Origin of the sequence: Paenibacillus sp. NPDC058898 (assembly GCF_049316025.1) — a bacterium.
GTDB lineage: Bacteria > Bacillota > Bacilli > Paenibacillales > Paenibacillaceae > Paenibacillus_AQ.
The window spans coordinates 713534-739112 of the sequence record NZ_JBMOSM010000003.1 but is presented as its reverse complement, the minus strand read 5'-3'; the positions used below and the strand labels follow the sequence as shown (position 1 = coordinate 739112).

Sequence of the window (25579 nt, the reverse complement as noted above, 5' to 3'; positions counted from 1 at the left end):
AGTGTATAACAGGCAGCAGAATGGCTTAACTACGATGTAGGAAAGTCATTCTGTTTTTTTATTTGTGGCTGATTTAGTTGTGTGAAAGTTACATTCTCTACTTGAGCTGGATGACGGTGGGATGGGGAAATGTGGGGAAAACTATTGTTCGATCAGGAACCGAAGCTTACAATGATATGAGGGATTGGAAAATGTTGTGTGGAAAACCGTTATAATCGCAGCCAGAAGTGAGCTAATTAGCCAAAGAGTATAATCATTTGCCGCTGCTTGGTTGATGAAGTAACTGAAAATAGGAAGGACTAGACACCCTATGAACAATAAAGCGATGGGCATTATTTTCATCTGTATTTCGGCTTTTTTGTACGGTATCCGGTATTTAACGGCAGCGATTGCGGGGATATACAATCCCTGGATGTTTGAGGATTTGTTATCGGAATATGGAAAAGGGCCGTGGATATTCAGCATCATTAGTTTGATTCTCGGTATCTTATGCTTCATCGTCCCCATCATTCGTAAATGGCTAGAGGATGACCTGAATAAGATCAAGCATAACTGGGAGGAGTTTGATCAGACAGACAGCGCCGATCGGAGTCCATAATTGAATGCAATCTTGATTTTTTAAGGAGAAATATTGATGGGCGAAAACCAAGTTGCCGGCTTTTGGATTCGGCTAGGCGCCAATCTTCTGGATGGACTAATTATTGCTCTTCCTTTATCCATCATTGCAGGGATTATCACGGGAAATTTTGAGAATGAACCGATTTCTAATCTGATTTACGGTCTGTATGCTATGGTAGTGCCCGTTTATTGAATGGTTATACCATCGGCAAGCGTTTATGCGGCATTCGCATACGCAAATTCGATTTTCTTGAGCCGCCGGGCATAGGAACGATGCTGCTCCGCAACCTCGTAGCGGGAATTGTGTATACGCTAACGTTTGGAATTGGTCTCATCGTAAGTATCTTTATGGTTGCGATGCGCGAGGATAAGCGTTCCCTTCACGATTTTATCGCCGGTACGGAAGTTGTGTATGATTAGGAGATGAATTTACTTGGCAGTCCCGTTCGGTAGAGCATCTTGATCCGGATATTCAACAGCTTTATGATGACAGCATAAATAGGGCTCCCGGCGGGTGGGTGCTCAAGGAAACGAGTCAGGAAATTTATATGTTGATTAGCGGAGGACAGCTTCCGTCGGCAAAAGGTTTTCGGATCGCATCCATGAAGATGATCCGAGAACAGATAGGGGATCCAAAGAATCATCTATATATCACTTTAGCTTCACAAGCAGATGATGGGACGGAGGATTACCCTGGCCAGGCAAGCGTCACATCATTGATCCGAATACCCAAATCAGGCTTACCTGATGGAGCCGCAATTCAAGGCGTTTCCATGACTGGAGTTGATTAGATATCGGGTTTACAGTAAAAGGAATTGTCTTTGATATGGATAATACGCTGCTGCATTCCAGCATTGATTTTGGCGCGATGAAGAGGGACATCTACGCCTTTCTATGCCATCACAGAATCTTGCCCCAAGGTCTGTCTATGGACACCCATACCACCTCAACCATTATTGCTGAAGCCATGAATACAGGACTGCTGTCGGAAGATCTTCGTCAGGCGATGTGGAATATTGCCAAGGAACATGAGATGAGAGGGATGATGGGTGCAGAACTAGAAGCGGGCGCAAGCGAGCTTGTTCAGCACTTGCATGGGCAGATGCATCTGGCCATTGTGACGAATAATTCGGTGGAAGCAGCGATGGCCGCATTGGAAGAGAACCGGATTGCGCAATATTTTGATCTCATTATTGGCAGAGAAGCCATGGGCTTGTTAAAGCCGGCACCCGATGGTTATTTGGAGGTACTGAAGCATTTCCCTCATACATCACCGAAGGAATGGTTGTCTGTCGGAGATGCCTGGGTGGATGGCAAGGCCTCCGGTAGCGCCGGAATTCCATTTATCGCCTATCGCGGGGACACCGCCAGAATGAACAGCATGGGTGTTTTTCCGCTTGCCGAGATTCAGCATATAGAAGAAGTTATAGATTATCTTCAGCCGTGTATCACTAAATAAATCTTGGAGGTGCCATTTCCTAGACAAGTTATGCCATATTGATGACTCTATAGAATTCCTTTACCCTCTCCAACTTAGAAGTTGTATAATCGTGGAAGATGTCTAAATCATAATAAAGGCCCAGTCTTAGAAAGAGCTACTCTATGGCTGGGTTTTGTCACATACTGGACGGCGAAGGAGGCATTGCTTCATGATGAAGAAAAGAGCGTATATTACCGACTTGGATGGAACGCTTCTACGATCAGATCAGACACTCTCACCCTATACTAGGGATGTTATCGCGAATGCGCTGGAGCAGGACGTGGTCGTCACGTTTGCTACTGCCCGCGGCTATATTAGCGCTCAAAGCGTCGTCTCGAATATCTCCTGGAAGTACCCGCTGATTCTATATAACGGCGCTTTGATATATGACGGGGTGGATCAAACTGTAATCGATGGTTATTGGCTTGAGCGGGACATCTCGAATGAGATCATCGACGTGGGAAAGAAGTTTGGTATTACTCCGTACTATTTTTCATTGGATGCGGATCAACGTGAGCGTGTTTTGCATGAGTCGCTGCGGAGAGAGGGAGAGAAGGCTTTTTATCATAGTCGGCCCCATGATCCGCGATTTATGGAAGTGCAGACACTGAACTGCCCGCCGGATTACCGGACGCTGGCTCTTACATACATTGGACTTTATGAGGAATTGGAGCCGATACGGTGCGAGGTCATGGAATTATTCGGTGATGTGGTCCATGCTCATATGATGCCGGATTACTATATCCATAACCACTTTTTCCTGGAATTCAGTCATGCTAAAGCAAACAAAAGAGACGGACTGCAATTATGGTCCTCCCATATGGGTATTGATCTGGAGAGCACGGTGGTTTTCGGTGACCACATCAATGATGTGGGGCTGTTTGAAGCCGGAGGCACCCGGATTGCGGTGCGAAACGCGCATGAAAGGATACGGCAGCTGGCTGACCAAATTATCGACTCGAATGAACTTGATGGCGTCGCCCATTATATCCAGCAACAGATCGAACTGTCGGGAGAGCATACCATTATATCCACTCTGGGAGGACAATTATGATGTTGAGACATCACAGTTCATAAACCTTCTGTCTTATCGAAATTAACTTTAACCAGCTCGGCAAAAGCGGAAAATGCCTTGTTCCTGAACCGGTCGTTGCGCCGGATCAGGCTTGTCGAGGTATGCCGGAAGGCTTCCGGGATCGAGAAGCTGCCCATATCCGCAAATTCTCCGCTCAAGACGGAGGTGGGGAGCAGCGTAGCGGCAAGACCTGATTGTACGATGCCTAATTGGGTCTCTAACGATGAGACTTCGATCATATTGGTTAGCGGAATTCCTTCGCTTAACAGCCATCTTTCGAGAATACTTCGAAATGGGCATCCTGCTGGAGCAACGGCCCATTTGGTCACCGCCAGGTCGGGAAAGGGCTGTTCCTTCGATTTGGTCAGCAGCTTGACCTCGTCCTCTTCTACATAATCGGCAACCAGCTTCGGCGGAATGTTTCCTGTCACAAATGCACCGTCCAACTGGTAGTTTAATACTTGTGCAATCAGCTCCGAAGAGCTGCCGGTCAAGAGCGATAGCGTGACGTCCGGGTACATGGTTTGATAGTCCGACAAGGATTTAATGAAATGTCCGCAATGCACCGTATCCACGACGCCAATGGTTAAAGAACCGCTTGGATAAGGCGTTTCCTGTACAGCCCGCACCGCTTCTTCCGACAGATTGAGAATGGTACACGCATAGTCCCGGAACATGCGTCCTTTTTCCGTCAAAGTCACTCCATTGGAGTGTCTGTTGAATAAGGGAACCCCCAGTTCATTCTCGAGCTTTTTGACCCGGGCCGTAACATTGGACTGCACATACCCAAGTTGCTCCGCGGCGCGGGTGATATTCCCTTCATCGGCAATCCTCAGAAAAACCTTCAGATCGGTAAGCTCCATCTAAACCTTCCTCTCTCCTTCAGGCATCACTAAAAATGATGACATCATTATTATTTATCATTATACGGTATGCCATTTTTAGATTACAATCACAACTACATCATAAATATTTTCATGCAAATATAGAGTGGAAGGATGTTGGAGGATGAAAAAGGCATGGTGGCTCTTATTATTGGCGGGGGCACTGGAGGTTGTATGGGTATCCGGTTTGAAGCATTCCGATACCTGGTGGCAGTGGATCATTACCATCGCTTCGATTATATTCAGCTTTAAAGTTTTTCTGGACTCTGCGGCTAAACTTCCCATCGGTACGGTCTATGTGATTTTCACAGGACTTGGGACAGCCGGTACGGTGCTGGTGGAGATCGTCGTGTTTGGCGAGCAGGCGAATCCCATCAAGCTGCTACTGATTGGCATGTTGGCTGCAGGGGTGTTGGGACTCAAACTGGTCACGAAGGATACGGATAACCAGGCGAAGGAGAGTGGTGCGTAATGGAATGGCTCGCTCTGATCGCCGCAGGGTTATGTGAAGTGTTGGGTGTGATCGCATTAAGAAGAGTGAGCCTGACTCGCAGCTTGGGCTCCTATATCTTTTTGGCTTGTTCACTCGGTTCGAGTTTCCTGCTGCTGACGTACGCGATGGCCTTTATTTCCATGGGAACGGCTTATGCGATTTGGACGGGAATAGGGACGGCCGGCAGCACGCTGCTGGGGATGTTTGCGTTCGGAGAACCGAAGGAAGCGCGGCGGATTTTCTTCATAGCATTAATCCTCGCTTCAGTGATCGGTCTTAAGATTATCACGTAACCCATAGGGCGTGTAGAATTTCATTGACCTGTGAAGGATATTCTGATCAGCATATAGAATTTAGATATAGTTTGGTGTTCTGAATCCATGAGATCAGACGCCAGGATGCATTATTACATGGGAAAGGACAGGTGTATCTTATGAAATTCAGCGAGTATCGCTATGAACGCCCCGACGTAAAAGCTTTTGAGCAAAAGTTTAAGGAGCAACTTAACGCCTTCACCTCCGCCAGTACGTATGAGGAGCAGGACCAGGCGATGACCCAAATTAACAAACTCCGCAGTGAGATGGATACTCTGAGTCAATTGGTGTATATCCGGCATTCGATTGATACGAACGATGAGTTCTATAGGGCAGAGCAGGATTTCTTTGACGAGAATGGACCCGTCATCCAGGAATACATAACGGATTATTATCGGGCCCTCGTGGATTCGAAATTCAGAGCCGAGCTTGAGAACAAATGGGGGCGGCAGCTGTTCCAGCTGGCAGAGCTCTCCCTCAAAACCTTCAGTCCTGAGATTATCGAGGACTTGCAGCAGGAGAACAAACTGACGACTGAATATTCGAAGCTGATCGCTTCCGCCAAAATTCAGTTCGAAGGTGAAGAGCGTACCCTGTCGCAATTGATTCCTTTCCAGCAATCGACGGACCGCAATATGCGTAAACGTGCTATGGAGGCGTCCAGCGGCTTCATGGCTGAGAACGAAGCAAACTTCGACCGTATCTATGATGATCTGGTTAAGGTGAGAACCAAGATTGCCAAGAAGCTAGGCTTTAACAACTATGTAGAGCTTGGTTATGCCCGTATGGCCCGTACGGATTATAACGCGGAGATGGTTGCTAATTTCCGCAACCAGGTGCTGGAGCATATCGTTCCCGTTGCAACCAAGCTGAAAGAACGTCAGCAGAAACGAATCGATGTGGACCAACTGCTGTACTACGATGAGAACTTCTCATTCAAATCGGGGAATGCAACACCTAAGGGGGACCCGGATTGGATCGTCAACCATGGTGCAAAGATGTATGAAGAATTGTCTCCGGAAACTCACGAGTTCTTTACCTTCATGCAGGAGAACGGCCTCATGGATCTGGTTGCCAAAAAAGGCAAGCAGAGCGGCGGATACTGTACCTATATTAGCGAGTACGGGGCACCGTTTATTTTCTCCAACTTTAACGGGACTTCCGGCGATATTGATGTGCTGACGCACGAAGCCGGTCATGCGTTTCAAGTGTATGAGAGCAGAGGTTTTGAGGTGCCGGAGTATGGGTTCCCAACCTATGAGGCGTGTGAAATTCATTCCATGAGCATGGAATTCTTCACATGGCCGTGGATGGACCGCTTCTTCGAAGATGAGGCCGATAAATACCGCTTCGACCATCTCGCAAGCGGACTTATCTTCATTCCTTACGGGGTTACGGTTGATGAATTCCAGCATTTTGTTTATGAAAATCCGGATGCAACGCCGGCCGAACGGAAACAGGCATGGCGCGAGATTGAGCGGAAATATCTGCCGCACCGGAACTATGATGATAATGCGTATCTGGAGCAAGGCGGTTTCTGGCATAAACAAGGTCATATCTTTAATTCGCCGTTCTATTATATCGACTATACGCTGGCTCAAATCTGTGCATTCCAGTTCTGGAAGAAGATGCATGAGGATCAATCCGCTGCATGGGCAGATTATCTGCACCTGTGCCGTCAAGGCGGAAGCAAGTCGTTCACCGAATTGGTGAAGGTGGCAGGCTTGATCTCTCCATTCGAGGATGGCTGTGTCACTTCCGTCATTGGCAGCATCGAAGCTTGGCTGGACAGCGTAGACGATGCAGCTCTTTAAATCGTAAATAAGCATGGCTAAGACATGCAGGGTAACACGATGAGTACTATACTCAGGTGTTTTTCCTGCATGTTTTTAATAGAGAGCATCTCTAAATATGCCTTACTCACTCGTGGCTCATGGATTAGGAGGATTTGAATATGATTACATACAAACCGCTAAGCGCGCTTCCAATTCGGGAAGTATCGGAGCTCTGGAATCACTCATTTGAAGGGTACATGGTTAACGCCACGATGCCGCTGGACCGCTTCATTGCCCGTATCGGAAATGATGGTCTGTGCATGGAGAGATCACTCGCTTGTTACATGGATGGCGTACCGGCCGGCATCGCCATGAACAGCTTTCGGGAGGAAGATGATGTTAAGATTGCACGTAACGGCGGGACGGCGATAGCTCCCGATTTCCGGGGGAAAGGAATCGGCAAGAACATGATGGAGAAAAACGAAGAGCTGTACGTAGAACAAGGCGTCCATCGTGCCTACTTAGAGGCGATCAGCACGAATGCGCCGGCGATCCGTCTTTACGAAAGCGTTGGGTATGAAATCATCGACCGGCTTCTCATCATGACGAATGAACAGTCCATGGAGCAGCAGCGTGCGCAGGATGCGTCTTCAAGGTATACGCTGGTCAGAGGCCTAGCCGCGGAGACTGCCTCCGTAGACTTCTATCGATCCGGTGAAGTCTGGCAGACAGACGCTTCCAGTATCAAGGACGGCGAATGCGTTATTGTATATGAAGGGGAAGAACAGGTAGGCTTTGGTTTGTTTAAGCGGGTGTTCGATGCTAAAGGTCGTTTGACAGCAATTACGCTGTTTCGCTGTGAGGCCGCTCCAGGACACCCCAATGCAGAAGCTGTGATGAAGACGGCGGTACTGGAGATGGTACAACCCGGTTATGCCTGCAAGCGATCCGCATTCAACATCCGGGCTTCGCATCAGGAACTGGTAAACGTGCTGCAGGAGCTTGGATTTACGAGCTCGATGGAGCAGGTGCTTATGGTTCATGAATACAGCACTCCATAGGTTGAATGATTATTTGTAAAGCTCGAAAGGAATTGTGTTCATGAGAAAAAACACGGATTTGAGCCTGTTCCCCGCTCTCTCGAATGATATCCATTGGGGTGTAGTGCGAGCCAGATTTGCCCTTGGCGAAGATTTCGAAGAATCGATGGTCAGCAATGTCACCATTCTTCCATTTGACGGGGATCGCTGCATTATTTTTCAGGTAGAGGACGGAAGCTGGGAGCTTCCTGGAGGAACCCTGGAACCCGGGGAGTCCTATATGGATGGACTTAGACGGGAAGTGAGGGAGGAGCTGGGTGCAGAACTTGAGTCGTATCGGGTCTTCGGCCAGTTTCGTTGTGAATCCAGCAGCAAGACTCCCTATCGGCCGCATATTCCCCATCCTCATTTTGTCCGATTGGTAGGTTACGGAGATGTACGCATCGTCGGAGAGCCGCTAAATCCCGAAGATGGCGAGCAGGTCATCGCGGTAGAGGCGGTTGATTTGGAGGAAGCTGTTAAGCGATTTGAAGAGACGGGCAGGCAGGATATTGCTGATCTGTACAAGCTGGCTTATGCCATACGTCAAGCAGACCGTTCGATTTAGTTAAACGATGAACGATGAGTTGCATACTAGGTTAGGGAGGGAACGATTGATGAAAGAAACAACCACCATCTACCTCGTAAGACACGGACAGACCGAGTGGAATGTGCAACACCGATTTCAAGGACATCTGGATTCGCCGCTGACGAAGCTAGGCATTCAGCAAGCGGAATGGCTCGGCGAAGCCTTGCAGCATGACCCTATCGACCTCATTTACTCGAGTACGAGTAACAGAGCATTCCATACAGCCGAGATTATTAGAGGGAACCGAGATGTGTCGGTTACGGCTTGCGATGAATTCAAAGAAATTAATTTGGGCGTATGGGAAGGACAGATACAGGAACGGATCGGCGAATTATATCCTCAGCAGTTGGATCATTTCTGGAATCATCCGGAGCTGTTCGGCGTCCCGGGCAGCGAGACTTTTCATGAGGTCAGAGAACGAGCGGTGAACAAGCTTGTCGATATTGCCGCATCGAATCCAGGCGTCAGCATTTTGCTGGTCACGCATACCGTGGTGGTCAAGCTGTTAATGGCTTATTTTGAAGGGAGAAGCATGGACCGGCTGTGGGATCTGCCATATATCCACCCGACGTGCCTGAGCAAGATTGAACTGACGGATGAGGTGCCTTCCATCCTCCTGCATGGGGATGTCAGTCATTATAGGGAAGAACAGGGTGTGTAAGGATCGTTCAATGGGCAGCTGTGGGAGGTTAAGCCTGACAGATGCCAGCAAACGCAAACAACTTCTAGGATGTGAACAATGCTGTGAGATTACCTTATAAAATAGGATATGCCGTTACATTGGTATGGCTGGTTTGGATTGTGTACGGGTATGTGAATTACGATGTTATGGCAGACCGCGGTCAGCTCTCCATCGTCCTGCTGAGCGCTGTGATTGGCATTATCCTGCTTCCGATTTATTTTATATCCGTGCTGCTGTTCTATGTTTACAAACGAGGTCCGAAAAAGAAGAAATAAGGGGGGCGTTATCTTGAGGGATCGATATCTATATTTGCTTGGAGGACATTCCTTTCAAACAGAGACCAATAGACAATTTGTAGAGCAAGCGGGCGGTTCCAACGCTAGAATCGTTTTATGCATAATGAACAGACCGGGCTGGGAGGAGTATGTTCCCCTGTTTCAGCAGATGTGGACAGAATCAGGTGCCCAGGATGTGCAGGTGATCGTTCCTGATGAGGATGGGATCCTGGACATGGAACAGGCCGAACAGGTGTTGTCACAGGCCACGGGGATATTTATTGGCGGGGGCAACACGGAGAAATACCATCACTATTACGCGACCGGTCGTTTTAAAGATCTGCTGATCAACTGTTATGAGAACGGTGTTCCCATTGCGGGGAATTCGGCAGGTGCCTTGATTCTTCCGGAGATCTGCCTCATATCGCCGCTGGATAATGAACAGAGCGTAATGCTGTTTAAGCAAGGGGTAGGGTTACTTTCGAATGTATTGATCAGCGTTCACTATACGGAGTGGAGCGACCAGTCCAACCTGCTGGAGGGTATGAGAACTAAGAAAGTGAAGCGCGGGATTGGTATCGATGAACAGGCCTGTGCCGTTTTTATCAATGGGCAGCTGGCGTATGCTTTGGGCGAATCCGTCCATGAAGTCATCTTCGAGGATTTTGATCCGGATCAATATACGATTGTAAAGAGGCAGTCCCATAAGTAGGTTTACTCACTAGGCTGATGATTCGTCAGATTAAAAAATGTGTCAAATGAGGAAATGGCGGTGCTCAGGATGTTATCCTTGCACCGCTATTTCTTGCTCTTCGGTCCGTTGCTGCTTGCTTGACGCAGATTTTGGGCAAACGAAAGCCATCCGGCCTCTAGACTCAACTTTCGTCAGTCCTCGAAGCAGAAATCAAGAAATGGTTTCTTTTCGTATGTCTAACGTATGTTTTCGCACAACGTAGCGGAGAGGACGAAACGATTCCGGACAAGCGAGAGCGGTCGGCTAAAAGTTTTCCACAGGAAAGCTCGCTTCGGAAGCATATGCTTTGTCCCCGAATTTCTTCCTTGCTTCAAACCATTCCAAGAAATTTGGGGGCAACAGCGATGGGAGGAACGATTCGTACACGGAGCGTCTCTTAACAGGAAAAAAGGGGCATTCCGCCAGATCCCGCTAACGGGAAGGATGCCTTCATGAAAACAATAAGATAAGAATGGTTTTTTTATCTCAAGTGTGTCAAGATAGTACGAAAAATAAGCGACTGGGGGGACGTAGGGTATGATCTATCATATGATTTCTAAGGAAGACTGGAAGGCAGTACAAGAGAATAGATTGTACGAGCCGCCGAGCTTACAGACGGACCGATTTATCCACTGCTCCACAGAGGAGCAGGTCAGCGGAGTAGCCAATATGTTCTATACAGGTAGGACGGATCTATTGGTGCTGGGTATTCAAGAAGATCAGGTGGATGCGGAGATTGTATATGAGGACTTATATAAGATGAACCAGTTGTACCCGCATATATATGGAGGGCTGAACCTGAATGCCGTCCAGAAGGTGTATCATCTTGAGCCGGATGAGGTGGGGTTATTCACGTTTCAGGCTTCTACCGAGCTTGAATATAGAGGATAAAGTGATATGAATATTAGCTGATACCAAGGAGGGAAAACAATGATACTCGAAGTGGCCATGCTGCAGGTGAGACCAGGTCTAACGGCAGATTTTGAACGGAATTTCCAAGTCGCCTCAGGGATCATCTCCAAGATGGAGGGTTATATCCATCATGAGTTGAAGCGGTGCCTGGAGGATCCACATAAATATGTTCTAATGGTGAAATGGGAGACGCTGGAGGATCACACGATAGGGTTTAGGGGATCGGCCGAATATCAGGAATGGAAAGAATTGCTGCACCACTTTTACGATCCATTCCCCGTCGTTGAACACTTTGAAGATGTATAAATAAAGCAGCCGTTAAGGCAGGTGGTGGAGATGAATCTGGAACATCTTATAACGGAGGTTTACGGCAGTCCGCCGCTAAAGATCGAACTCATGTCGTTTGGCCATACCAATCAGGTGTATCGTGTGACATTATCAGATGAACAAATCATTCTCCGAACCAATCGCAATCCCGGCGTCCTGAAGCATACAGCGGACAACATTGCGATTCTCTCTTCATTAGGGTTGCCGGTACCAAGAGTGATCCGAACGGATGTATCCTTGGAACAGGTTCCCTTTGCTTATATGATACTGGAGCACTTTCCCGGACGGGACCTCCGATATGAGCTTGAGGGAATGACACATGAACAATTGGCTGAACTTGCCGTACAGATCATTTCATACCAGCGTAGAGTGTCAGAGCTTTCCAGGGGCACCGGATTCGGTTGGGTTCCGATCGGGGAACAGGGGCCTTTTTCATCCTGGACACAGATCATTGATCGTGATATCCGCAATCACATAGATAACATTATCGATGATGTTACTCCGGAAACCATTGTCCTATTGCAAAAAATGAAGCAGCGTTACATGCCTTATTTCGACCAAGTGGAGCCAATCTGTTTCCTTGATGATCTTACGATCAAGAATGTGATTGTATCTGAAGGCAAGCTTCAGGGTATCGTTGATTTCGACTGGGTTTGCTATGGGGACCCGCTGTACATGATCGCCCTCACCCAGACGGCGGTGGTCTCCGATATTGGAGATCAGGGAATGGCCTACGTGGAGGCGCTATGCAGGCAGTGGGGAGTGGACCAAGGGCAGCGGGCGCTGATTGATTTCTACTCCGTTGTTCATGCCCTGCAATTTATCGGCTTTCATCAGAGGGAGCAGAACGATGTCTGCAAACAGCGAATGGTCTCATTCATATTAGACAAAATAAATAGCGATACAAACAAGAACCGCATGAGCTAAGTTAGCCCATGCGGTTCTTGTTATCCGATCAGGCAGTCGGCGTGAATCCGACCTTCGGTTTGTCTCGTTCCTTGGTATTCACCGAAACGTAACGAATGGCGGTTAAAGGTACATACAGCATCTCGTATTCATCCTTATACCGGATGAATTGTTCGCCTACTTCCTCAAGCGTGCCGCTCCGCACATAACTTCCATCTGTAAAATAAATACTTACTTCCTGATTCAGCAAACTTTTCAGCATATACAGTCCACTCCTTGTGAATAAAATAAAGTATCGGGGCTAGCGGTGTTGGACATGATTTCGAATAGCGTTACAGTTTAGTGACGATATCGTCAATGATCCCGTATTCCTTCGCTTCTTCTGCTGACATAAAATAATCCCGCTCCATATCTTTTTCGACACGTTCGACCGATTGACCTGTCCGCTCGGATATAATGTGCGCCAGCTTCTCGCGGGTTTTCAAGATGCGTTTAGCCGTAATGGCAATATCGGTGGCCTGCCCCTGTACACCACCCAGCGGCTGATGGATCATGATCTCGCTGTTCGGCAGCGCAAGACGTTTGCCTTTGGCCCCCGCCAGCAGCAGGATCGCGCCGTAAGAAGCGGCGAAGCCCGTGCAGATGGTGTTGACTTGAGGTTTGATAATCTGCATGGTATCGTAAATCCCAAAGCCCGCAGAAACAGAGCCACCCGGACTATTGATGTACATGTGGATGTCCTTCTCAGGATCCTCAGCTGCCAGAAACAACAGCTGTGCGATAATACTGTTAGCGATGGCGTCATCGATGGCTGCACCCACAAACACGATCCGATCCTTCAGCAATCTGGAATAAATATCGTAAGATCGTTCGCCCCGGTTGGTTTGTTCAACAACATAAGGAACAATATTCATGGTTTCATCCTCCATATTCGTTAGGTTTTCTGGTTTCAGCAAGTAAACGAAGAGGCAGCCGCAAAAGATACGGAGAAACCACGAAATAAAAATCGAAAACGAAAGTAACGAAATGATGAGTTCGTTCGTTTACCTATAAGATATCTTACCGAGATGAGGAAAGGAGTTGGCTTCCGATGACGATATATCGACCGAGCGTCTCCCCTTCGGCTGATCTGAGTCTGGAGGAATTGAATGCGACCCTGCACAGATATTGTCTGTCCCTTACAAACTCCTCATGGGATTCCGATGATCTGGTGCAGGACACTTGGATCAAGGCACTGGAGCATATGAAGCAGCGGAGCCATGTCAATCCCGAAGCGCTGCTGCTTCGGATTGCCAAGAATACATGGATTGATCGGGTCCGCCGGGATCAGACCTATAGACGAATTCTGGATGAGAAGCTGGAACATGTTTTGCCTATGGAAGAAACGTCGAACGAGAACAGCAAACTGAACATCGAGTTCGCTTTTCAATGGCTGCTGGAACACTTGTCGCCCCTGCAGCGAACAGTGCTGCTGCTTCGTGAAGTGTATGAATATTCGGTTTCGGAAACCGCGATTAAACTGAAAACAACGGAGGGCGCGGTGAAAGCGGCCCTTCATCGTGCCCACAAAGTGCTGCAATCGTTGGATTCGGAGGAAGAGGAACTTATCCTGACCATGCCGGAGGAGGAGGAAATGACGCTGAATCTTCGGGCATTGGCAGAGGCATACCAATCCGGAGATGTTGAAGCGGTCGTAAGACTTATTCAATGGAACAGCAGTGAAGCATCTGCCATCGGTTGCATGGTTCCGATGCAGGTTCAAACCCCGAGCGCAAGTTATATGATGTACGGCGGGTATTCGTCCGATATGAGAATGGCCGCGTAAAGCGAAGATTGGAGCAGGTTGATTATACCCTTAGCCTCTCACTTATGCATTGACTCGTGAGAGGCTTGCTTATTGTATGCGTTTGTTATTGCTGCGTTTAAATAAAATTAAAAAAATTGAAATATAGAATGGAAGCTTGAAGATCAGATTTTGTTGCACTTTTTAAATTAGGTGAATTATCTTACATTTGTGTGCCGAAGCATTTCTGGGCTTCTGTGTGTCTGTTATGGGGCTATACATATAACTTTAGGAAGATGTGAAAATCGCGATATAATTATAGGATATAAGTCTTGTCAAATACCTAAGACAAGGGGAGGAAAAATAGCCGGGTCATAGATGGTCAACCCCGCGCCGTATACAGAAAATAGCGAGTCTCCTGGTTATGAGAGACTCGCTATTTTTGTTGCCGCTATATGCGGCGGCGACCGGTTACAGCTTCACCCAGGCGACTAGCCCGTCGGGCTGATCGGGATTAATGCCGTGGCGTTCGGCGCTTTCCAAAGCGGCGATTTGCGAGATGAAGATGAACGGAATGCCCTGTACCGCGACGTCAAGCGGACTGTCTGTAATGATGGCGAGATCGACGATCTCTTGCGGTACCACGGACTCATGATCGGCAAACGCGATGACGGTGGCGCCCCGCTCTTTGATATCGCGCATTAGGTTGCGCTGATGGTCGACGCAGCTGCTAGATAAAGCCGCGATGACGAGCGTGTCCGACCCTACCGTGACCATCGGGCCGTGGCGTACATCCAGGAGATGGTAAGCGTGGGCTTGTGTCTTGGCAATTTCGGTCAAGGCGATCGCGCCTTCGGCGGCCAGACCCTGCAATTCACCATCCGCGAGTACGACGGCATTCGTCCAGGCGAAGTTAGCGGTCCGGCGGATGCTGTTCTCCACACGAGCCATATAAGTTTCGCCTAGATGAATGGCCTTTTGCATATCGGCGATCAGGGCTTCATCGTTTCCAAGAAAGGCGCCAATCAGAAGATTGGCCGCATACAGATTAGTTACGGTGCGGGTTTGGCAGACGCTATGGTCGAATGCCCAAGGCAGTTCCAGCGAGAAATCAGCCTGCTTCGACAGCGGGGAGCCCTCCACGCAGGAAATGGTCAATACAGGAGTAGGCTTCTCTCCGGTCTGGACCAGGCGCAGCGCTTCGACCACTTCGCTTGTGCTGCCGGAGCGCGACGGGGCGATGACTAAGGTGCCCTCCAGCATGGAGCGGTAACGGGATGAATGAAGCATCAGGTCGCCGGCGGCCAACGAAATCGCAGGCAAGCCTGCGCGCATACGGAAAGTGAAAGCGGCTGATTCGCTTAAGCAATAGCTTGAGCCGGAGCCGACAAAGGTAACGGAGGTGATCGATTGCGCTTGGACAAAGGCGGTAATCTCATCGCGCTTGGCTAGCATATAATCGTAGGTCATCTGTAAGGCCTTGTATTGGCCTTTGATTTCATTATACGTCAAACTCATAAAAGTAACCTCCTGGAAATGAAATAATGACGATTTATTTCAATTTTATAATCATTTCAATCAAAAATGCAATATATAAGATCAATTAAGTTATTAAAAAGACTTAAATATTGAAAAACGAACAAAAATTTTTATAAAATGATTGATTTAATCGATATAAGAGATTATTATGATCATAAACATCAAATTAATTACTTGCTTCTGCTAATGCAATTTCCTAGTGGAAGGGAGGCGCTACTGTTCAGACAGCTGCAGAATGCGACCTTATGATTTGCAAGCTCGGTGCTGCAGCGAAAAATTAATAAGGGGGATATGCATGCCACTCATCTCATCTACTGAAATGCTGCAAATTGCACGGAGGGACAAATATGCCGTCGCCGCGTTTAATGTGCACACCCTGGAAATGCTTCAAGCTGTGGTTGAAGCGGCGGTCGAAACGGACTCTCCGCTAATTATTCAATCCACGGTCGGGACGGTCAAACATCTGGGTCCGGATTACATTGCCCATGCGGTTAAGACCGCTGCGGACCGGACCAATCTTCCGATTGCTCTGCATCTGGATCATTGCACTGATTTCTCGACGATTATCAAATGTATACAGGCCGGCTACACCTCAGTCATGATTGATGCCTCTATGCACTCTTTTGAGGAGAATGTTAGACAGACCTGCAAAGTGATGGAGGTAGCCCTGGCTTCCGGCGTGAATGTGGAGGCGGAACTCGGTAAGGTCGGCGGCGTTGAGGATGATATCGTCGTGGATGAGCAGCATGCTTCATTGGCCGACCCCGCAGAATGCAGCCTGTTCGTTGAGCGTACGGGTGTAACGACATTGGCGCCCGCCATCGGAACGGCCCATGGCATTTACAAAGGCAAGCCGAATATTGATTTTGAGCGGATTGCGCGTATAGCGGATCGTGTAGAGGTTCCATTGGTGCTGCACGGCGGGTCAGGCATTCCGGCCGAGCAAATTCATCAGGCGGTATCGCTGGGGATGTCCAAGGTGAACATTGCAACCGAGCTGCGTATTGCGTTCTCTGATGCGATCAAAGGAGTATTTTCGGCCCATCCTGAAGAGAATGATCCTCGTAAATACATGGTTCCGGCTAAGGAAGCGGTCAAACGTCTGGCTATGGAAAAAATGCAGCTCTGCGGAAGCATCGGCAAAGCCGGCGTTGCCAGATGATCACTACGGTTACGCTCAACGCAGCCATTGACAGAACTTATTATGTCAGCCAATTTCGCGCAGGCGAAGTGCATCGGGTGGCCCGTCAGGTCGACGAGCCGGGGGGCAAAGGCAACAATGTCGCCAAGGTGATCCGGCAGCTCGGCGGGCAAGTGACAGCTACCGGCATCATCGCCGGCGCGAGCGGCACATTTATTGAGAGCAGCCTTGCAGAACGAGGTATACAGACCGCATTTGTCCAGGCGGCTGGAGAGTCGCGGGTCTGTCTCAACATTCTGGATGAATCCAGCGGAAGCTCGACCGAACTGCTCGGACAAGGGCCGAGCATTACGGAAATCGAAGCTTCCGGGATCAAGGAAACGCTGCATAGGCTTGCCTTGCAATCCAGCGTGGTCGTACTGTCCGGCAGTCTGCCTGCGGGCGCGGGGGACGGTCTGTACGCAGAGCTGGTCGGTATCATCCGGTCCGCAGGCGCGCGAGCCTTCCTGGACACCAGCGGGGCGGCTTTAAGCGAAGGGCTGCTCGCACTGCCGTACTTCGTGAAGCCGAACGAGCAGGAATTAGCCGGTTGGCTGGGACGCGAACCGCGAGGGACAAGTGAATGGACTCAGGCCGCGCAGATGCTGGCAGATCAGGGAATTGTTCAGGTGTGCGTTACGCTCGGCAGCCGGGGAGCGATCGCGATCCTGGAAGGAGAAGGGTATCTGGTCACGCCTCCGGTCATCAAGAGCGTGAATACGGTGGGCTGCGGCGACGCCTTCGTTGCCGGTATGGCGTATGCGGAAGAATGCGGCGATTCGGCCGTGAAGAGGCTCCGCGTGGCCGCCGCTGCAGCTGCGGCGAATGCGATGTCGGATCGAGCGGGAGACATCGACTACACACTTTTCCGTGAATATGCCCGGCAGGTCAATGTTCAAGTTTTGTGAATGCGTTTACAACTGATTTTTTGCAGGATTCAAGTTCATTTCGGCATATATTGCAATCTATCCTTTCATCCTCCAAAATAGAGCTAAAACGGGTTACGGCCCCAGTTATTTCAAAGGAGAGAGTTATGCAATATTCAAAAGGTGAACTCCGCAGAGCGAAAACGCTGGAACTAATAAAAGAGCACGGAAAAATATCGTTACAGGAAATTATCGAGGTCGTTGGCTGCTCGGAAGCCACCGCAAGACGCGATTTGGATATGCTTGAGAAATCAGGAGGGATTATCCGCACCACCGGAGGAGCTATTTATGAAGGATTGCTGATGCAGTCGGCAGCGGAATTGCCGTTTGCGGATAAGCGCGATTTCAAGCGGCAGGACAAGGAACGAATTGCCGAAGCCGCAGCGAGTTTGGTGGAAGAAGGAGACATCATTTGCCTGACGGGGGGTACAACGACGTTCTTTATTGCGAAAGCTCTGAAGAGCCGCCGTAATATCACTATTGTCACTAATGCGGTGAACATTGCTTTTGAGCTGGCCGATTCCGAAGACATCCAGGTGGTAGTGATTGGCGGCGTCATGCGTGCCAAGAGCTATGAGTTAAGCGGTCCGCTTGCGGAGAATGTGATCGACAGAATTAATGTTACGAAGATGTTTCTCGGGGTAGACGGAGTATCGCTGAATCACGGATTTACGATGCATTCCGAGCTTGAAGCCCGTATTGCCCAATTAATGATCGAACGTTCCAGTGAAGTATATGCTGTATTCGACCAAAGCAAGCTGGAGAAAAGCGCTTTGTTTACCATTACTCCCTTGAGACAGGTGACGGGAGTAATTACGAATAAGCAGCCCGAGGGTTGGTTTGAGCAAGCGTGCAGGGAACAGCAGATTGCCGTACATACAACCATAGACCATACTGCTTCTACCTAATAGCGCTTTCTTCTCATGACCTCCCCCTCGCGAACAGGCCAATATACAGGTTATGGGAGGATATATTGATGCGATATTCCAAGTTTATGCTGATGATTGCGATGTTTTGTGTTGTATTTACCGCAACAGGCTGTTCAAGCGGGGCCAATTCCGGCAGCAACACGCTCGCAGATTCGCAAGACAAGGGCAAGGTGAAGCTGGTGTTTTGGAGCCATCAGGAAGATTCGATTGTCAAAGCTTACAAGAAGTTGATCGCAAACTATCAAACTTCACACCCTGATGTGGAGATTGAAATTCAGACCTTTCCGTATGACGTATACAATCAGAAGCTCAAAGCTTCGTTCTCCGCTAAAAATCCACCCGATATTGCCGAAATGTTCGGCACATGGGTTCCTGAATATTCAAAGAACAATATGCTAGTCGAAATCCCCGATAGTGAAAATGTAAAGAAAGAGTATTATGACGCCCCGCTCGGCGGGTATCTGCGAGACAATAAGCTTTATGGGTTGCCGCTTGAATACAACATTGAAAACGGCGGAATGCTTATCCATCCGAAAATGCTGGAGGAACAAAGCCTTAAGAGCCCGCCGTCCACTTGGGCTGAGCTTGTGGATTACGCGAAAAAGTTGACCGTCCGGGAAGGCGACGCGATCAAAGTTAAAGGCTTTGACTTCGTGTCAAAGGACAATATCACCTTCACTTTCCTGTCTTTGATTCTGCAACAGGGCGGAACCTATTGGGGCGAGGATGGACATGTCAATTTCGGTACTCCGGAAGCGAAGCAGGCAATGTCCGCATTAGTATCGCTGGTTGCCGATGATAAAGTGGCGGATTTTACCGCATTCGGCGGGGAGTTGGATACGTCCGACTATTTCTACCAAGGGAATTCAGCTATGACTTATCGTGGTCCCTGGGCTATCGCCGTGGGGCTGGGCAGCTATAACGTAAACGATTTTGAATATGTGCCTGTGCCGTCCTTTACGGACAACCCGCCTGTCTTCGCGGCTGAATCCGGCTGGGGGCTTACGGTGGCACAGAATAGCAAACAGCAGGAAGCTGCGCTTGAGTTCATCCGGTACGTCTCGGAGAATGACAACCTTGCTGCTTGGAATACAGACACCTTTACGGTTCCAGCCAAAAAAGAAATAGCGGAAAGCCCTGAATTTTCGAAAAATAACCCTTTCATGAAAACTTCGTTGGAAATATTGCAGCTAGGCCAATGGATTGGCCCTGTAGCGGACCGGGATTACTTCTTCAAGCAAGTGAATGACAACTTTCAGATGATGGTAAGCGGGCAACGAAGTGTGGAGGACGGACTGGCGAACATCGAAAAGGCCATAAACGATAGTCAAGATCAACATAAGTGATAGGGGTGTTCTGGTATGAGTAATGGCATACCCACCAACAGGGCCGGAAATGTTAGGGCGGCAGGCGAGATGGTGGGATCCAGGGGGAAGCGGAAATTTATCGTCATTTCGCTGGCACCGATTTTGCTGCTGTTCGCTGTGTTTGCTTTCCTTCCCATTGCATGGAGCCTGGGATTGTCCGTGTTTAAGTATGATCCGCTCAGTTCGAATGCATTGTTCGTAGGAGCGGAAAATTATATCCGCATGTTTGAGGATGCCGTCTTTCTGAAGTCGCTGTGGGTTACCTTCAAATTCGTGGCGATTACCGTGCTGGTCAATATCATCATCACGCTACTGATTGCTTCGGCCATCCAGCGGGTCAGAATTCGCTGGCTTAAAAATTTGTTCCGAACCGTATTTTTTCTCCCGACGATTGCGCCGCTTGCAGGGACGGCCATCGTATGGAACACCATGTTCAATTATAACAACGGCCTGTTCAATATGCTGTTGTCCAAGGTGAATGTCGCCCCGATCGAGTGGCTCAGCGATCCGCACTATGCGCTGTATTCCGTCATTATGATGACCCTGTGGGCCGACATTGGCTATAACATCGTCCTCTTCATAGCCGGTCTTGATTCTATTCCGGACATGTACTACGAAGCGGCGATCCTGGAAGGCGCGAGCCGCTGGCATATTTTCCGCCGGATCACGCTGCCGCTGCTGCGCAGAACGATGCTGTTCGTCTCCGTGACTACGGTCGTCTCTTATTTCCAGGCATTCCCTCAGTTCCAGATCATGACCAAGGGGGAGCCCTTCAATGAGACGCGGGTGCTGGCGCTGCATATTTATGACCAGGCGTTCTCCAACTCGAATATGGGATACGCCTCGGCTATGGCGACCGTGTTCCTGGTGATCATTTTACTGGTCACTTTGCTGCAACTGAGATGGGGACGTACCCAGTGGGAATATTGAGAGGAGGATATCTAGCCTATGCCTTACAGACGTAGTGTTTGGGACGGGGTTCTCATCGCGGTGCTGGCGGTAGCCGCCTGTATTATGCTGCTGCCTTATGCATGGATGGTGCTGTCCTCACTGAAAAGCAATCTGGAGATCGTATCGGCGAACAGCGGGTTTCTCCCCCGGGAGGTCAGCCTGGACGGTTATCGGACGGTCTTCCGCGATGCGCCATTTGGACAGTGGCTGTTCAACAGTTTGGTGACCTCCGTGGTCATTACAATCACCACTTTATTTACCAGTTCACTTACGGGGTATATTTTCGCCAAGCATCAATTCAAGGGGAAGAAACTGCTGTTCATTCTGGTCCTGGCCACGATGATGATTCCGTTCCAGGTCATTATGATTCCGACCTATCTTATTACGGCAAAGCTTGGATTGGTTAACAATCTGATGGCGATTGTTTTGCCTAATCTGGTCAGCTCATACGGTGTGTTTCTGGCCAAGCAATTCATCGAGGATATTCCGCAGGAGCTGTTGGATGCCGCAAGAATGGACGGAGCGGGCGAGTTCAAGGTCATGCTTCGCATTATTACGCCGCTCATCCTGCCGATGCTGTCGGCGCTGGGGATATTCACGTTCATGAACTCATGGAACAATTACCTGTGGCCGCTGATTGTGTTGAATGATACGAGTAAAATGACCGTTCCGCTGGCGCTGGTGTATTTTAACGGGACACATATGGTCAATTACAACGTCGTCATGTCTGCGGCTGTCTTGATTACGATACCGGTTATTATTGTATTCCTGATCTTCCAGAAGCAATTCATCAAAGGCCTGACGATGACAGGCATGAAATAAAGAGAAAAGGCGGGGAGAAGAGCTATGACCAAAATTTCAATTATCGGTGCAGGCAGTGCGTTTACTCAGGAAATCACCATGGATATCCTCTTGATTGAAGGACTGGAGGGCGGCACGATCGCTTTGGTCGATATCGATGAGCAGCGGCTCGAGATCGCGCGCAAGCTGGTGCTTAAAATTATAGAAATGACGGGGAAACGCTGGGAGGTCATTGCCTCCACGGACCGCAGGGAAGTAATCGGCGGTTCCCAGTTTGTGATTAACCAGATTGAGGTCGGCGGGTTGGAGACGGTCCGTTATGAATATGAAATTCCGCTGAAATATGGGGTCAATCAGTGCATCGGCGATACGTTGGGACCGGGCGGCCTGTTTAAAACCCTGCGCACTCTTCCAAGCTGGATGGAGATCGTTCGGGATATCGAAGAGCTGTGTCCGGATTGTATGATACTTAACTATACCAATCCTATGTCTGCGGTTACGCTCCTGACTTCCCGGATCACGGACATTCCGGTGGTCGGACTGTGCCACTCCATTCAGAACACGTCCAGCCAACTGGCGGAATATACCGGAATTCCTTATGAAGAAATGAAATGGAGAGCCGGCGGAATTAACCACATGTCCTGGTTCGTGGAACTGACGCATGCCGGAAAAGACCTGTATCCTGTCCTGCTTGACAAAGTAAAGGATCCGGAGCTGCTGCGGCAGGACCCGGTCCGGTTTGACGCGATGAAGTACCTGGGCGCCTTCGTCTCGGAATCGAGCGGCCATTTCTCGGAGTATATTCCGTATTACCGGAAACGCCAATCGCTAATTGATCTGCACTGCAATTCGGGCTATAACGGTGCAACTGGTTTTTATGCCGATAATTGGCCCATTTGGCGCAAAGAGAACGATGAGAAAATCGTTCAGCAGTTGGAGGGCAAGGTTCCGCTGGAGCTGCAATCCAGCAATGAATACGCAGCCATCATAATTGAGGCTGTATTGAAGAATGAGCCGAAAGTGATCTACGGCAATGTTCCTAACCGGGGTCTCATCGAAAATTTACCGTCCGACGGCGTAGTTGAGGTGGCGTGCATGGTTGATCGTAATGGCGTCAATCCTTGCCGTTTCGGGAGACTTCCTGAGCATCTTGCCGCATTGTGCCGCTCGAACATGGCATTCTTTGATCTGGCGGTGGGAGCTGTGCTGACAGGTGATAAGGAAATGGCCCGCCATGCGCTAATGGTGGACCCGCTGTCCGCAGCGGTCTGCTCGCTGGATGAAATCAGCCGTATGTTCGAAGAGCTGTACGAGGCGGAACGGGGCTTTGTTCCGGTATTGAAATGATGGAGTCCAAGGCTGCAACACCTGTTGTTGTCGTTGCCGGTGAACTGAACGTGGATATCATTGTTTCCAGCGAGGATGTCATACCGGAATGGAACCGGGAGAAGATGGTCGACGGATTCGAAGTTGTGCTCGGCTCCTCTTCGGCGATCACGGCCTGCGCCTTGGCAAGCCTGGGAGCAGATGTAAGGTTTGTCAGCGTGGTAGGGGATGATGATTTCGGCAAGTTCTGTACGAGCGAACTGGAGCGTATGGGTGTCAATACGGAGCATGTCGCTGCGTTGCCGGGAATCAAGACAGGCGTCACGCTATCCTTCTCCACACCCGCTGACCGGGGATTGTTAACCTATGCCGGAAGCATTCCGCTATTGACGCCGGACTATATTCCGGAGTCGTTGCTAAGGAAGGCAACTCATCTGCACTTCGGCTCCTATTATTTGCAGGACGGGATGAGACCCCATTGGCTGGAGCTATTCAAGCGGCTGCGTTCGGGCGGCGTCAGCACTTCATTTGATACGGGCTGGGATGTAGGCAATCAGTGGGATCGCGAGGGAATCAGCGCGCTGCTCGCGGAAACGGATTTATTTATTCCGAGCGAGGATGAACTGCTGCATATTTTCCCGGCGGACCGTGTCACAAGTGTGCTTGAGACTATGCTCCCTCCGGTGGCGGGAATGGCTGCGGTCAAGCAAGGCTCTAGAGGGGCGTCGCTGCGCCAGCATGACGGAACCGCGATATCAGCCGAGCCGTACGTTGTAACTCCGGTGGATACGACAGGGGCGGGCGACTGCTTCAACGCGGGGATCATTTACGGTTATTTGCAAGGTCTCGGCGGTGTGGAACTGCTGCAATTTGCTAACGCATGTGGGGCGCTATCGACCCTTGGGATCGGCGGCACCGGGAATCTACCGACCACGGAAACCGTATTCCGTTTGCAGGCAGGGCATGCTTGATTAGTGAACTTTTGGCTTACGTAATCAAATTAAAAATGGGAGATGAGAGATTGTGTTGAAAATTGGCAAAATTTTGCTGGCGGGATTAAGCATGGCTGTACTGGGTTTAACAGTTTGGAATGTGCAACCCCCCGCCGTTTCGGCGGCAGGCACCGAATATTATGTGGCGACGGGCGGCAGCGACTCCAATCCGGGGACGAGCAGTGCGCCATGGAAAACGCTTCAGCATGCGGCTGACGAGGCTGTTCCAGGCAGCACAGTCTATGTTCGGGAAGGCGTATACAATCAGAAGTTGAAGATAACACGCTCCGGTACGGCTTCACAAGGCCCCATTGTCTTCTCGAACTATGGTTCGGAGAAACCAATCATCGATGGTACTGGACTTTCAGTCAATGGGATCGAAGGGCTTATCGAGATGACCGATGTTAATTACATTACCATTCAGGGCTTTGAGATTCGCAACTATACCACGACTTCCAGAAACGTGATGCCTGTGGGGATTTATGTCCACGGTTCAGGCGGCTTCATTAATCTGACCAACAACAAGATCCATGATATCAAGAGCACGGCCACGCCAACCGGCAGCGATTTGCTTGGCAGGGATGCTCATGGTATCGCCGTATACGGTACAAAAGCTCCGGAATCGATTCACGACATTACGATTCACGGCAATGAGTTGTACAATCTTGTCCTGGGTTCCAGCGAATCACTGGTACTGAATGGCAATGTGGATACCTTTGCGGTGACGGACAATCTCATTCACGATAACGACAACATCGGGATCGATATTATCGGTTTCGAGGGGAAAGCGCCGAATGCAGCTTATGATCAGGCCCGTAATGGCTTGGTGAAGGGCAACCGGGTATACAACATTTCTTCCAACACCAATCCTTCTTATGGGAAAACGCTCCCGAATAACAGTAATTCAGCCGGCGGTATTTATGTTGATGGCGGCAAAGACAGCATCATTGAGCAGAACTACAGCTACAATAATGACATCGGCATTGAAATTGCCTCCGAGCATGCCGGCAAAGCTACCAGCAATATTACGGTTCGCAGCAACCTGGTGTACAGCAACCGGCTGACCGGTATCGCCATGGGCGGTTACGATAAACAGCGCGGCTCAACGGTGAATTGCAAGGTGGTGAACAACACCGTGTACAAAAACGATACTTTGGGCGATGGAAGCGGCCAGCTCTATGTTCAGTACGATACGCAAAATAACGTGATCAAGAACAATATCTTTGTGGCCAGCTCTACGGACGTGCTGATCTACAACGAATACACCAAGAATTCCGGGAACGTCGTCGATTATAATCTATACTTCGCTCCCGGCGGCAGTGCTGACGCATACTGGACATGGAAAAATAAAGATTACACAGGCTTCTCCGCATATAAAGCGGGAACCGGTAACGACGTGCATTCTTTGTTTATAGATCCTAAATTTGTCAACGCTGCCGGAGGCGACTTCCATCTCCAGTCTTCGTCCCCGGCGATCGATGCCGGATCGACGGATACGGCCATCATCGGAACGCAGGACATTGACGGGCAGCCAAGAGTGCAAGGGAACGCTGTGAACATCGGCGCATATGAGTAGAAGTACGATGAAGGGAATGCATAGGGATGGGGTTTGCCCCCTATGCATTCCCTTTTCCAATTCACAT

At 49.4% G+C, this 25579-nt stretch carries 28 protein-coding genes and 1 pseudogene; 25 read left to right on the top strand and 4 right to left on the bottom strand.

Going from position 1 to position 25579, the window contains the following annotated elements:
* Positions 1-310 precede the first annotated feature (310 nt).
* The 4 genes and pseudogenes from ACOZB4_RS11875 (at position 311) to ACOZB4_RS11860 (ending at position 3152) form a co-directional block, all read left to right on the top strand.
* On the top strand, positions 311-598 hold the full coding sequence (locus tag ACOZB4_RS11875; protein WP_379414825.1) for a hypothetical protein: 288 nt from the start codon (positions 311-313) through the stop codon (positions 596-598).
* A 36-nt stretch (positions 599-634) separates the two neighbouring features.
* Positions 635-1038 (top strand): annotated as a pseudogene (locus ACOZB4_RS11870) (RDD family protein).
* A 373-nt stretch (positions 1039-1411) separates the two neighbouring features.
* Positions 1412-2077, top strand: a complete 666-nt coding sequence (locus ACOZB4_RS11865; RefSeq protein ID WP_379414971.1) for an HAD family hydrolase — start codon at positions 1412-1414, stop codon at positions 2075-2077.
* Between the two features lie 193 nt (positions 2078-2270).
* A complete protein-coding gene (locus ACOZB4_RS11860) occupies positions 2271-3152 on the top strand; it encodes a Cof-type HAD-IIB family hydrolase (RefSeq protein ID WP_379414973.1) in 882 nt (293 codons plus the stop codon).
* A gap of 17 nt (positions 3153-3169) precedes the next feature.
* Here ACOZB4_RS11860 and ACOZB4_RS11855 read toward each other — a convergent pair whose 3' ends face one another.
* Positions 3170-4036, bottom strand: a complete 867-nt coding sequence (locus ACOZB4_RS11855) for a LysR family transcriptional regulator (protein ID WP_379414829.1) — start codon at positions 4034-4036, stop codon at positions 3170-3172.
* A gap of 145 nt (positions 4037-4181) precedes the next feature.
* On the opposite strand from ACOZB4_RS11855, the gene ACOZB4_RS11850 reads away from it, so the two are divergent.
* From ACOZB4_RS11850 to ACOZB4_RS11800, 11 genes are all read left to right on the top strand, one after another.
* Entirely contained in the window at positions 4182-4529 is a 348-nt protein-coding gene (locus ACOZB4_RS11850; protein WP_076325147.1) for a DMT family transporter, read from the top strand.
* Entirely contained in the window at positions 4529-4843 is a 315-nt protein-coding gene (locus ACOZB4_RS11845; protein ID WP_379414834.1) for a DMT family transporter, read from the top strand. The genes ACOZB4_RS11850 and ACOZB4_RS11845 overlap by 1 nt, the downstream gene beginning before the upstream one ends.
* 140 nt (positions 4844-4983) lie before the next feature.
* The gene (locus ACOZB4_RS11840) at positions 4984-6678 is read left to right on the top strand and encodes a M3 family oligoendopeptidase (RefSeq protein ID WP_379414975.1); all 1695 of its coding nucleotides are present in this window, start codon (positions 4984-4986) and stop codon (positions 6676-6678) included.
* 140 nt (positions 6679-6818) lie between these two features.
* Positions 6819-7700, top strand: a complete 882-nt coding sequence (locus tag ACOZB4_RS11835) for a GNAT family N-acetyltransferase (RefSeq protein WP_379414836.1) — start codon at positions 6819-6821, stop codon at positions 7698-7700.
* 40 nt (positions 7701-7740) lie between these two features.
* Positions 7741-8286, top strand: coding sequence for an NUDIX hydrolase (locus ACOZB4_RS11830; RefSeq protein ID WP_379414838.1), 546 nt, complete (start codon positions 7741-7743; stop codon positions 8284-8286).
* 49 nt (positions 8287-8335) lie between these two features.
* The gene (locus tag ACOZB4_RS11825) at positions 8336-8968 is read left to right on the top strand and encodes a histidine phosphatase family protein (RefSeq protein WP_379414840.1); all 633 of its coding nucleotides are present in this window, start codon (positions 8336-8338) and stop codon (positions 8966-8968) included.
* A gap of 83 nt (positions 8969-9051) precedes the next feature.
* Positions 9052-9264: a hypothetical protein gene (locus tag ACOZB4_RS11820; RefSeq protein WP_076325139.1), complete on the top strand. Its 213-nt coding sequence runs from the start codon at positions 9052-9054 to the stop codon at positions 9262-9264.
* 13 nt (positions 9265-9277) lie between these two features.
* Complete coding sequence (locus ACOZB4_RS11815; RefSeq protein ID WP_379414843.1) at positions 9278-9976, top strand: cyanophycinase; 699 nt, start codon at positions 9278-9280, stop codon at positions 9974-9976.
* A gap of 558 nt (positions 9977-10534) precedes the next feature.
* A complete protein-coding gene (locus ACOZB4_RS11810) occupies positions 10535-10888 on the top strand; it encodes a DUF952 domain-containing protein (protein ID WP_379414845.1) in 354 nt (117 codons plus the stop codon).
* A 39-nt stretch (positions 10889-10927) separates the two neighbouring features.
* Positions 10928-11215, top strand: a complete 288-nt coding sequence (locus tag ACOZB4_RS11805; RefSeq protein ID WP_379414848.1) for an antibiotic biosynthesis monooxygenase family protein — start codon at positions 10928-10930, stop codon at positions 11213-11215.
* 30 nt (positions 11216-11245) lie between these two features.
* Complete coding sequence (locus ACOZB4_RS11800) at positions 11246-12163, top strand: phosphotransferase family protein (RefSeq protein ID WP_379414850.1); 918 nt, start codon at positions 11246-11248, stop codon at positions 12161-12163.
* Between the two features lie 28 nt (positions 12164-12191).
* On the opposite strand, the gene ACOZB4_RS11795 is transcribed toward ACOZB4_RS11800, so the two are convergent.
* On the bottom strand, positions 12192-12404 hold the full coding sequence (locus ACOZB4_RS11795) for a hypothetical protein (protein ID WP_076325135.1): 213 nt from the start codon (positions 12402-12404) through the stop codon (positions 12192-12194).
* 70 nt (positions 12405-12474) lie between these two features.
* Positions 12475-13071 (bottom strand): ATP-dependent Clp endopeptidase proteolytic subunit ClpP, encoded by a 597-nt coding sequence (gene clpP, locus ACOZB4_RS11790; RefSeq protein ID WP_015736473.1) that lies wholly within the window; start codon positions 13069-13071, stop codon positions 12475-12477.
* Between the two features lie 161 nt (positions 13072-13232).
* Between clpP and ACOZB4_RS11785 the strand changes: the two genes are divergently transcribed.
* Positions 13233-13967 (top strand): RNA polymerase sigma factor, encoded by a 735-nt coding sequence (locus ACOZB4_RS11785; RefSeq protein WP_379414854.1) that lies wholly within the window; start codon positions 13233-13235, stop codon positions 13965-13967.
* Between the two features lie 429 nt (positions 13968-14396).
* On the opposite strand, the gene ACOZB4_RS11780 is transcribed toward ACOZB4_RS11785, so the two are convergent.
* A complete protein-coding gene (locus ACOZB4_RS11780) occupies positions 14397-15443 on the bottom strand; it encodes an SIS domain-containing protein (RefSeq protein ID WP_379414857.1) in 1047 nt (348 codons plus the stop codon).
* A 316-nt stretch (positions 15444-15759) separates the two neighbouring features.
* Here ACOZB4_RS11780 and fba point away from each other — a divergent pair, with 316 nt between their 5' ends.
* The 9 genes from fba (at position 15760) to ACOZB4_RS11735 (ending at position 25512) form a co-directional block, all read left to right on the top strand.
* Positions 15760-16626, top strand: coding sequence for a class II fructose-1,6-bisphosphate aldolase (gene fba / locus ACOZB4_RS11775; protein WP_379414859.1), 867 nt, complete (start codon positions 15760-15762; stop codon positions 16624-16626).
* The gene (locus ACOZB4_RS11770; RefSeq protein WP_379414861.1) at positions 16623-17552 is read left to right on the top strand and encodes a 1-phosphofructokinase family hexose kinase; all 930 of its coding nucleotides are present in this window, start codon (positions 16623-16625) and stop codon (positions 17550-17552) included. The genes fba and ACOZB4_RS11770 overlap by 4 nt, the downstream gene beginning before the upstream one ends.
* A gap of 125 nt (positions 17553-17677) precedes the next feature.
* On the top strand, positions 17678-18478 hold the full coding sequence (locus tag ACOZB4_RS11765) for a DeoR/GlpR family DNA-binding transcription regulator (RefSeq protein ID WP_379414863.1): 801 nt from the start codon (positions 17678-17680) through the stop codon (positions 18476-18478).
* Positions 18479-18546: 68 nt separating this feature from the next.
* Positions 18547-19845 (top strand): ABC transporter substrate-binding protein, encoded by a 1299-nt coding sequence (locus ACOZB4_RS11760; protein ID WP_379414865.1) that lies wholly within the window; start codon positions 18547-18549, stop codon positions 19843-19845.
* A gap of 15 nt (positions 19846-19860) precedes the next feature.
* Positions 19861-20796: a carbohydrate ABC transporter permease gene (locus ACOZB4_RS11755; protein ID WP_379414867.1), complete on the top strand. Its 936-nt coding sequence runs from the start codon at positions 19861-19863 to the stop codon at positions 20794-20796.
* A gap of 18 nt (positions 20797-20814) precedes the next feature.
* A complete protein-coding gene (locus tag ACOZB4_RS11750; protein WP_379414870.1) occupies positions 20815-21639 on the top strand; it encodes a carbohydrate ABC transporter permease in 825 nt (274 codons plus the stop codon).
* A gap of 24 nt (positions 21640-21663) precedes the next feature.
* Positions 21664-22965, top strand: coding sequence for an alpha-galactosidase (gene melA, locus ACOZB4_RS11745; protein ID WP_379414872.1), 1302 nt, complete (start codon positions 21664-21666; stop codon positions 22963-22965).
* Positions 22962-23915 (top strand): carbohydrate kinase family protein, encoded by a 954-nt coding sequence (locus ACOZB4_RS11740; protein ID WP_379414875.1) that lies wholly within the window; start codon positions 22962-22964, stop codon positions 23913-23915. The genes melA and ACOZB4_RS11740 overlap by 4 nt, the downstream gene beginning before the upstream one ends.
* Before the next feature lie 52 nt (positions 23916-23967).
* Positions 23968-25512, top strand: coding sequence for a choice-of-anchor Q domain-containing protein (locus ACOZB4_RS11735; RefSeq protein WP_379414877.1), 1545 nt, complete (start codon positions 23968-23970; stop codon positions 25510-25512).
* Positions 25513-25579: the final 67 nt, after the last annotated feature.

Coding starts and splice junctions, on each gene's coding strand:
- ACOZB4_RS11875 (WP_379414825.1), top strand. CDS start 311: ATGAACAATAAAGCGATGGGCATTATTTTCATCTGTATTTCGGCTTTT.
- ACOZB4_RS11860 (WP_379414973.1), top strand. CDS start 2,271: ATGAAGAAAAGAGCGTATATTACCGACTTGGATGGAACGCTTCTACGA.
- ACOZB4_RS11855 (WP_379414829.1), bottom strand. CDS start 4,036: ATGGAGCTTACCGATCTGAAGGTTTTTCTGAGGATTGCCGATGAAGGG.
- ACOZB4_RS11850 (WP_076325147.1), top strand. CDS start 4,182: ATGAAAAAGGCATGGTGGCTCTTATTATTGGCGGGGGCACTGGAGGTT.
- ACOZB4_RS11845 (WP_379414834.1), top strand. CDS start 4,529: ATGGAATGGCTCGCTCTGATCGCCGCAGGGTTATGTGAAGTGTTGGGT.
- ACOZB4_RS11840 (WP_379414975.1), top strand. CDS start 4,984: ATGAAATTCAGCGAGTATCGCTATGAACGCCCCGACGTAAAAGCTTTT.
- ACOZB4_RS11835 (WP_379414836.1), top strand. CDS start 6,819: ATGATTACATACAAACCGCTAAGCGCGCTTCCAATTCGGGAAGTATCG.
- ACOZB4_RS11830 (WP_379414838.1), top strand. CDS start 7,741: ATGAGAAAAAACACGGATTTGAGCCTGTTCCCCGCTCTCTCGAATGAT.
- ACOZB4_RS11825 (WP_379414840.1), top strand. CDS start 8,336: ATGAAAGAAACAACCACCATCTACCTCGTAAGACACGGACAGACCGAG.
- ACOZB4_RS11810 (WP_379414845.1), top strand. CDS start 10,535: ATGATCTATCATATGATTTCTAAGGAAGACTGGAAGGCAGTACAAGAG.
- ACOZB4_RS11805 (WP_379414848.1), top strand. CDS start 10,928: ATGATACTCGAAGTGGCCATGCTGCAGGTGAGACCAGGTCTAACGGCA.
- ACOZB4_RS11800 (WP_379414850.1), top strand. CDS start 11,246: ATGAATCTGGAACATCTTATAACGGAGGTTTACGGCAGTCCGCCGCTA.
- ACOZB4_RS11795 (WP_076325135.1), bottom strand. CDS start 12,404: ATGCTGAAAAGTTTGCTGAATCAGGAAGTAAGTATTTATTTTACAGAT.
- clpP (WP_015736473.1), bottom strand. CDS start 13,071: ATGGAGGATGAAACCATGAATATTGTTCCTTATGTTGTTGAACAAACC.
- ACOZB4_RS11785 (WP_379414854.1), top strand. CDS start 13,233: ATGACGATATATCGACCGAGCGTCTCCCCTTCGGCTGATCTGAGTCTG.
- ACOZB4_RS11780 (WP_379414857.1), bottom strand. CDS start 15,443: ATGAGTTTGACGTATAATGAAATCAAAGGCCAATACAAGGCCTTACAG.
- fba (WP_379414859.1), top strand. CDS start 15,760: ATGCCACTCATCTCATCTACTGAAATGCTGCAAATTGCACGGAGGGAC.
- ACOZB4_RS11770 (WP_379414861.1), top strand. CDS start 16,623: ATGATCACTACGGTTACGCTCAACGCAGCCATTGACAGAACTTATTAT.
- ACOZB4_RS11765 (WP_379414863.1), top strand. CDS start 17,678: ATGCAATATTCAAAAGGTGAACTCCGCAGAGCGAAAACGCTGGAACTA.
- ACOZB4_RS11760 (WP_379414865.1), top strand. CDS start 18,547: ATGCGATATTCCAAGTTTATGCTGATGATTGCGATGTTTTGTGTTGTA.
- ACOZB4_RS11755 (WP_379414867.1), top strand. CDS start 19,861: ATGAGTAATGGCATACCCACCAACAGGGCCGGAAATGTTAGGGCGGCA.
- ACOZB4_RS11750 (WP_379414870.1), top strand. CDS start 20,815: ATGCCTTACAGACGTAGTGTTTGGGACGGGGTTCTCATCGCGGTGCTG.
- melA (WP_379414872.1), top strand. CDS start 21,664: ATGACCAAAATTTCAATTATCGGTGCAGGCAGTGCGTTTACTCAGGAA.
- ACOZB4_RS11740 (WP_379414875.1), top strand. CDS start 22,962: ATGATGGAGTCCAAGGCTGCAACACCTGTTGTTGTCGTTGCCGGTGAA.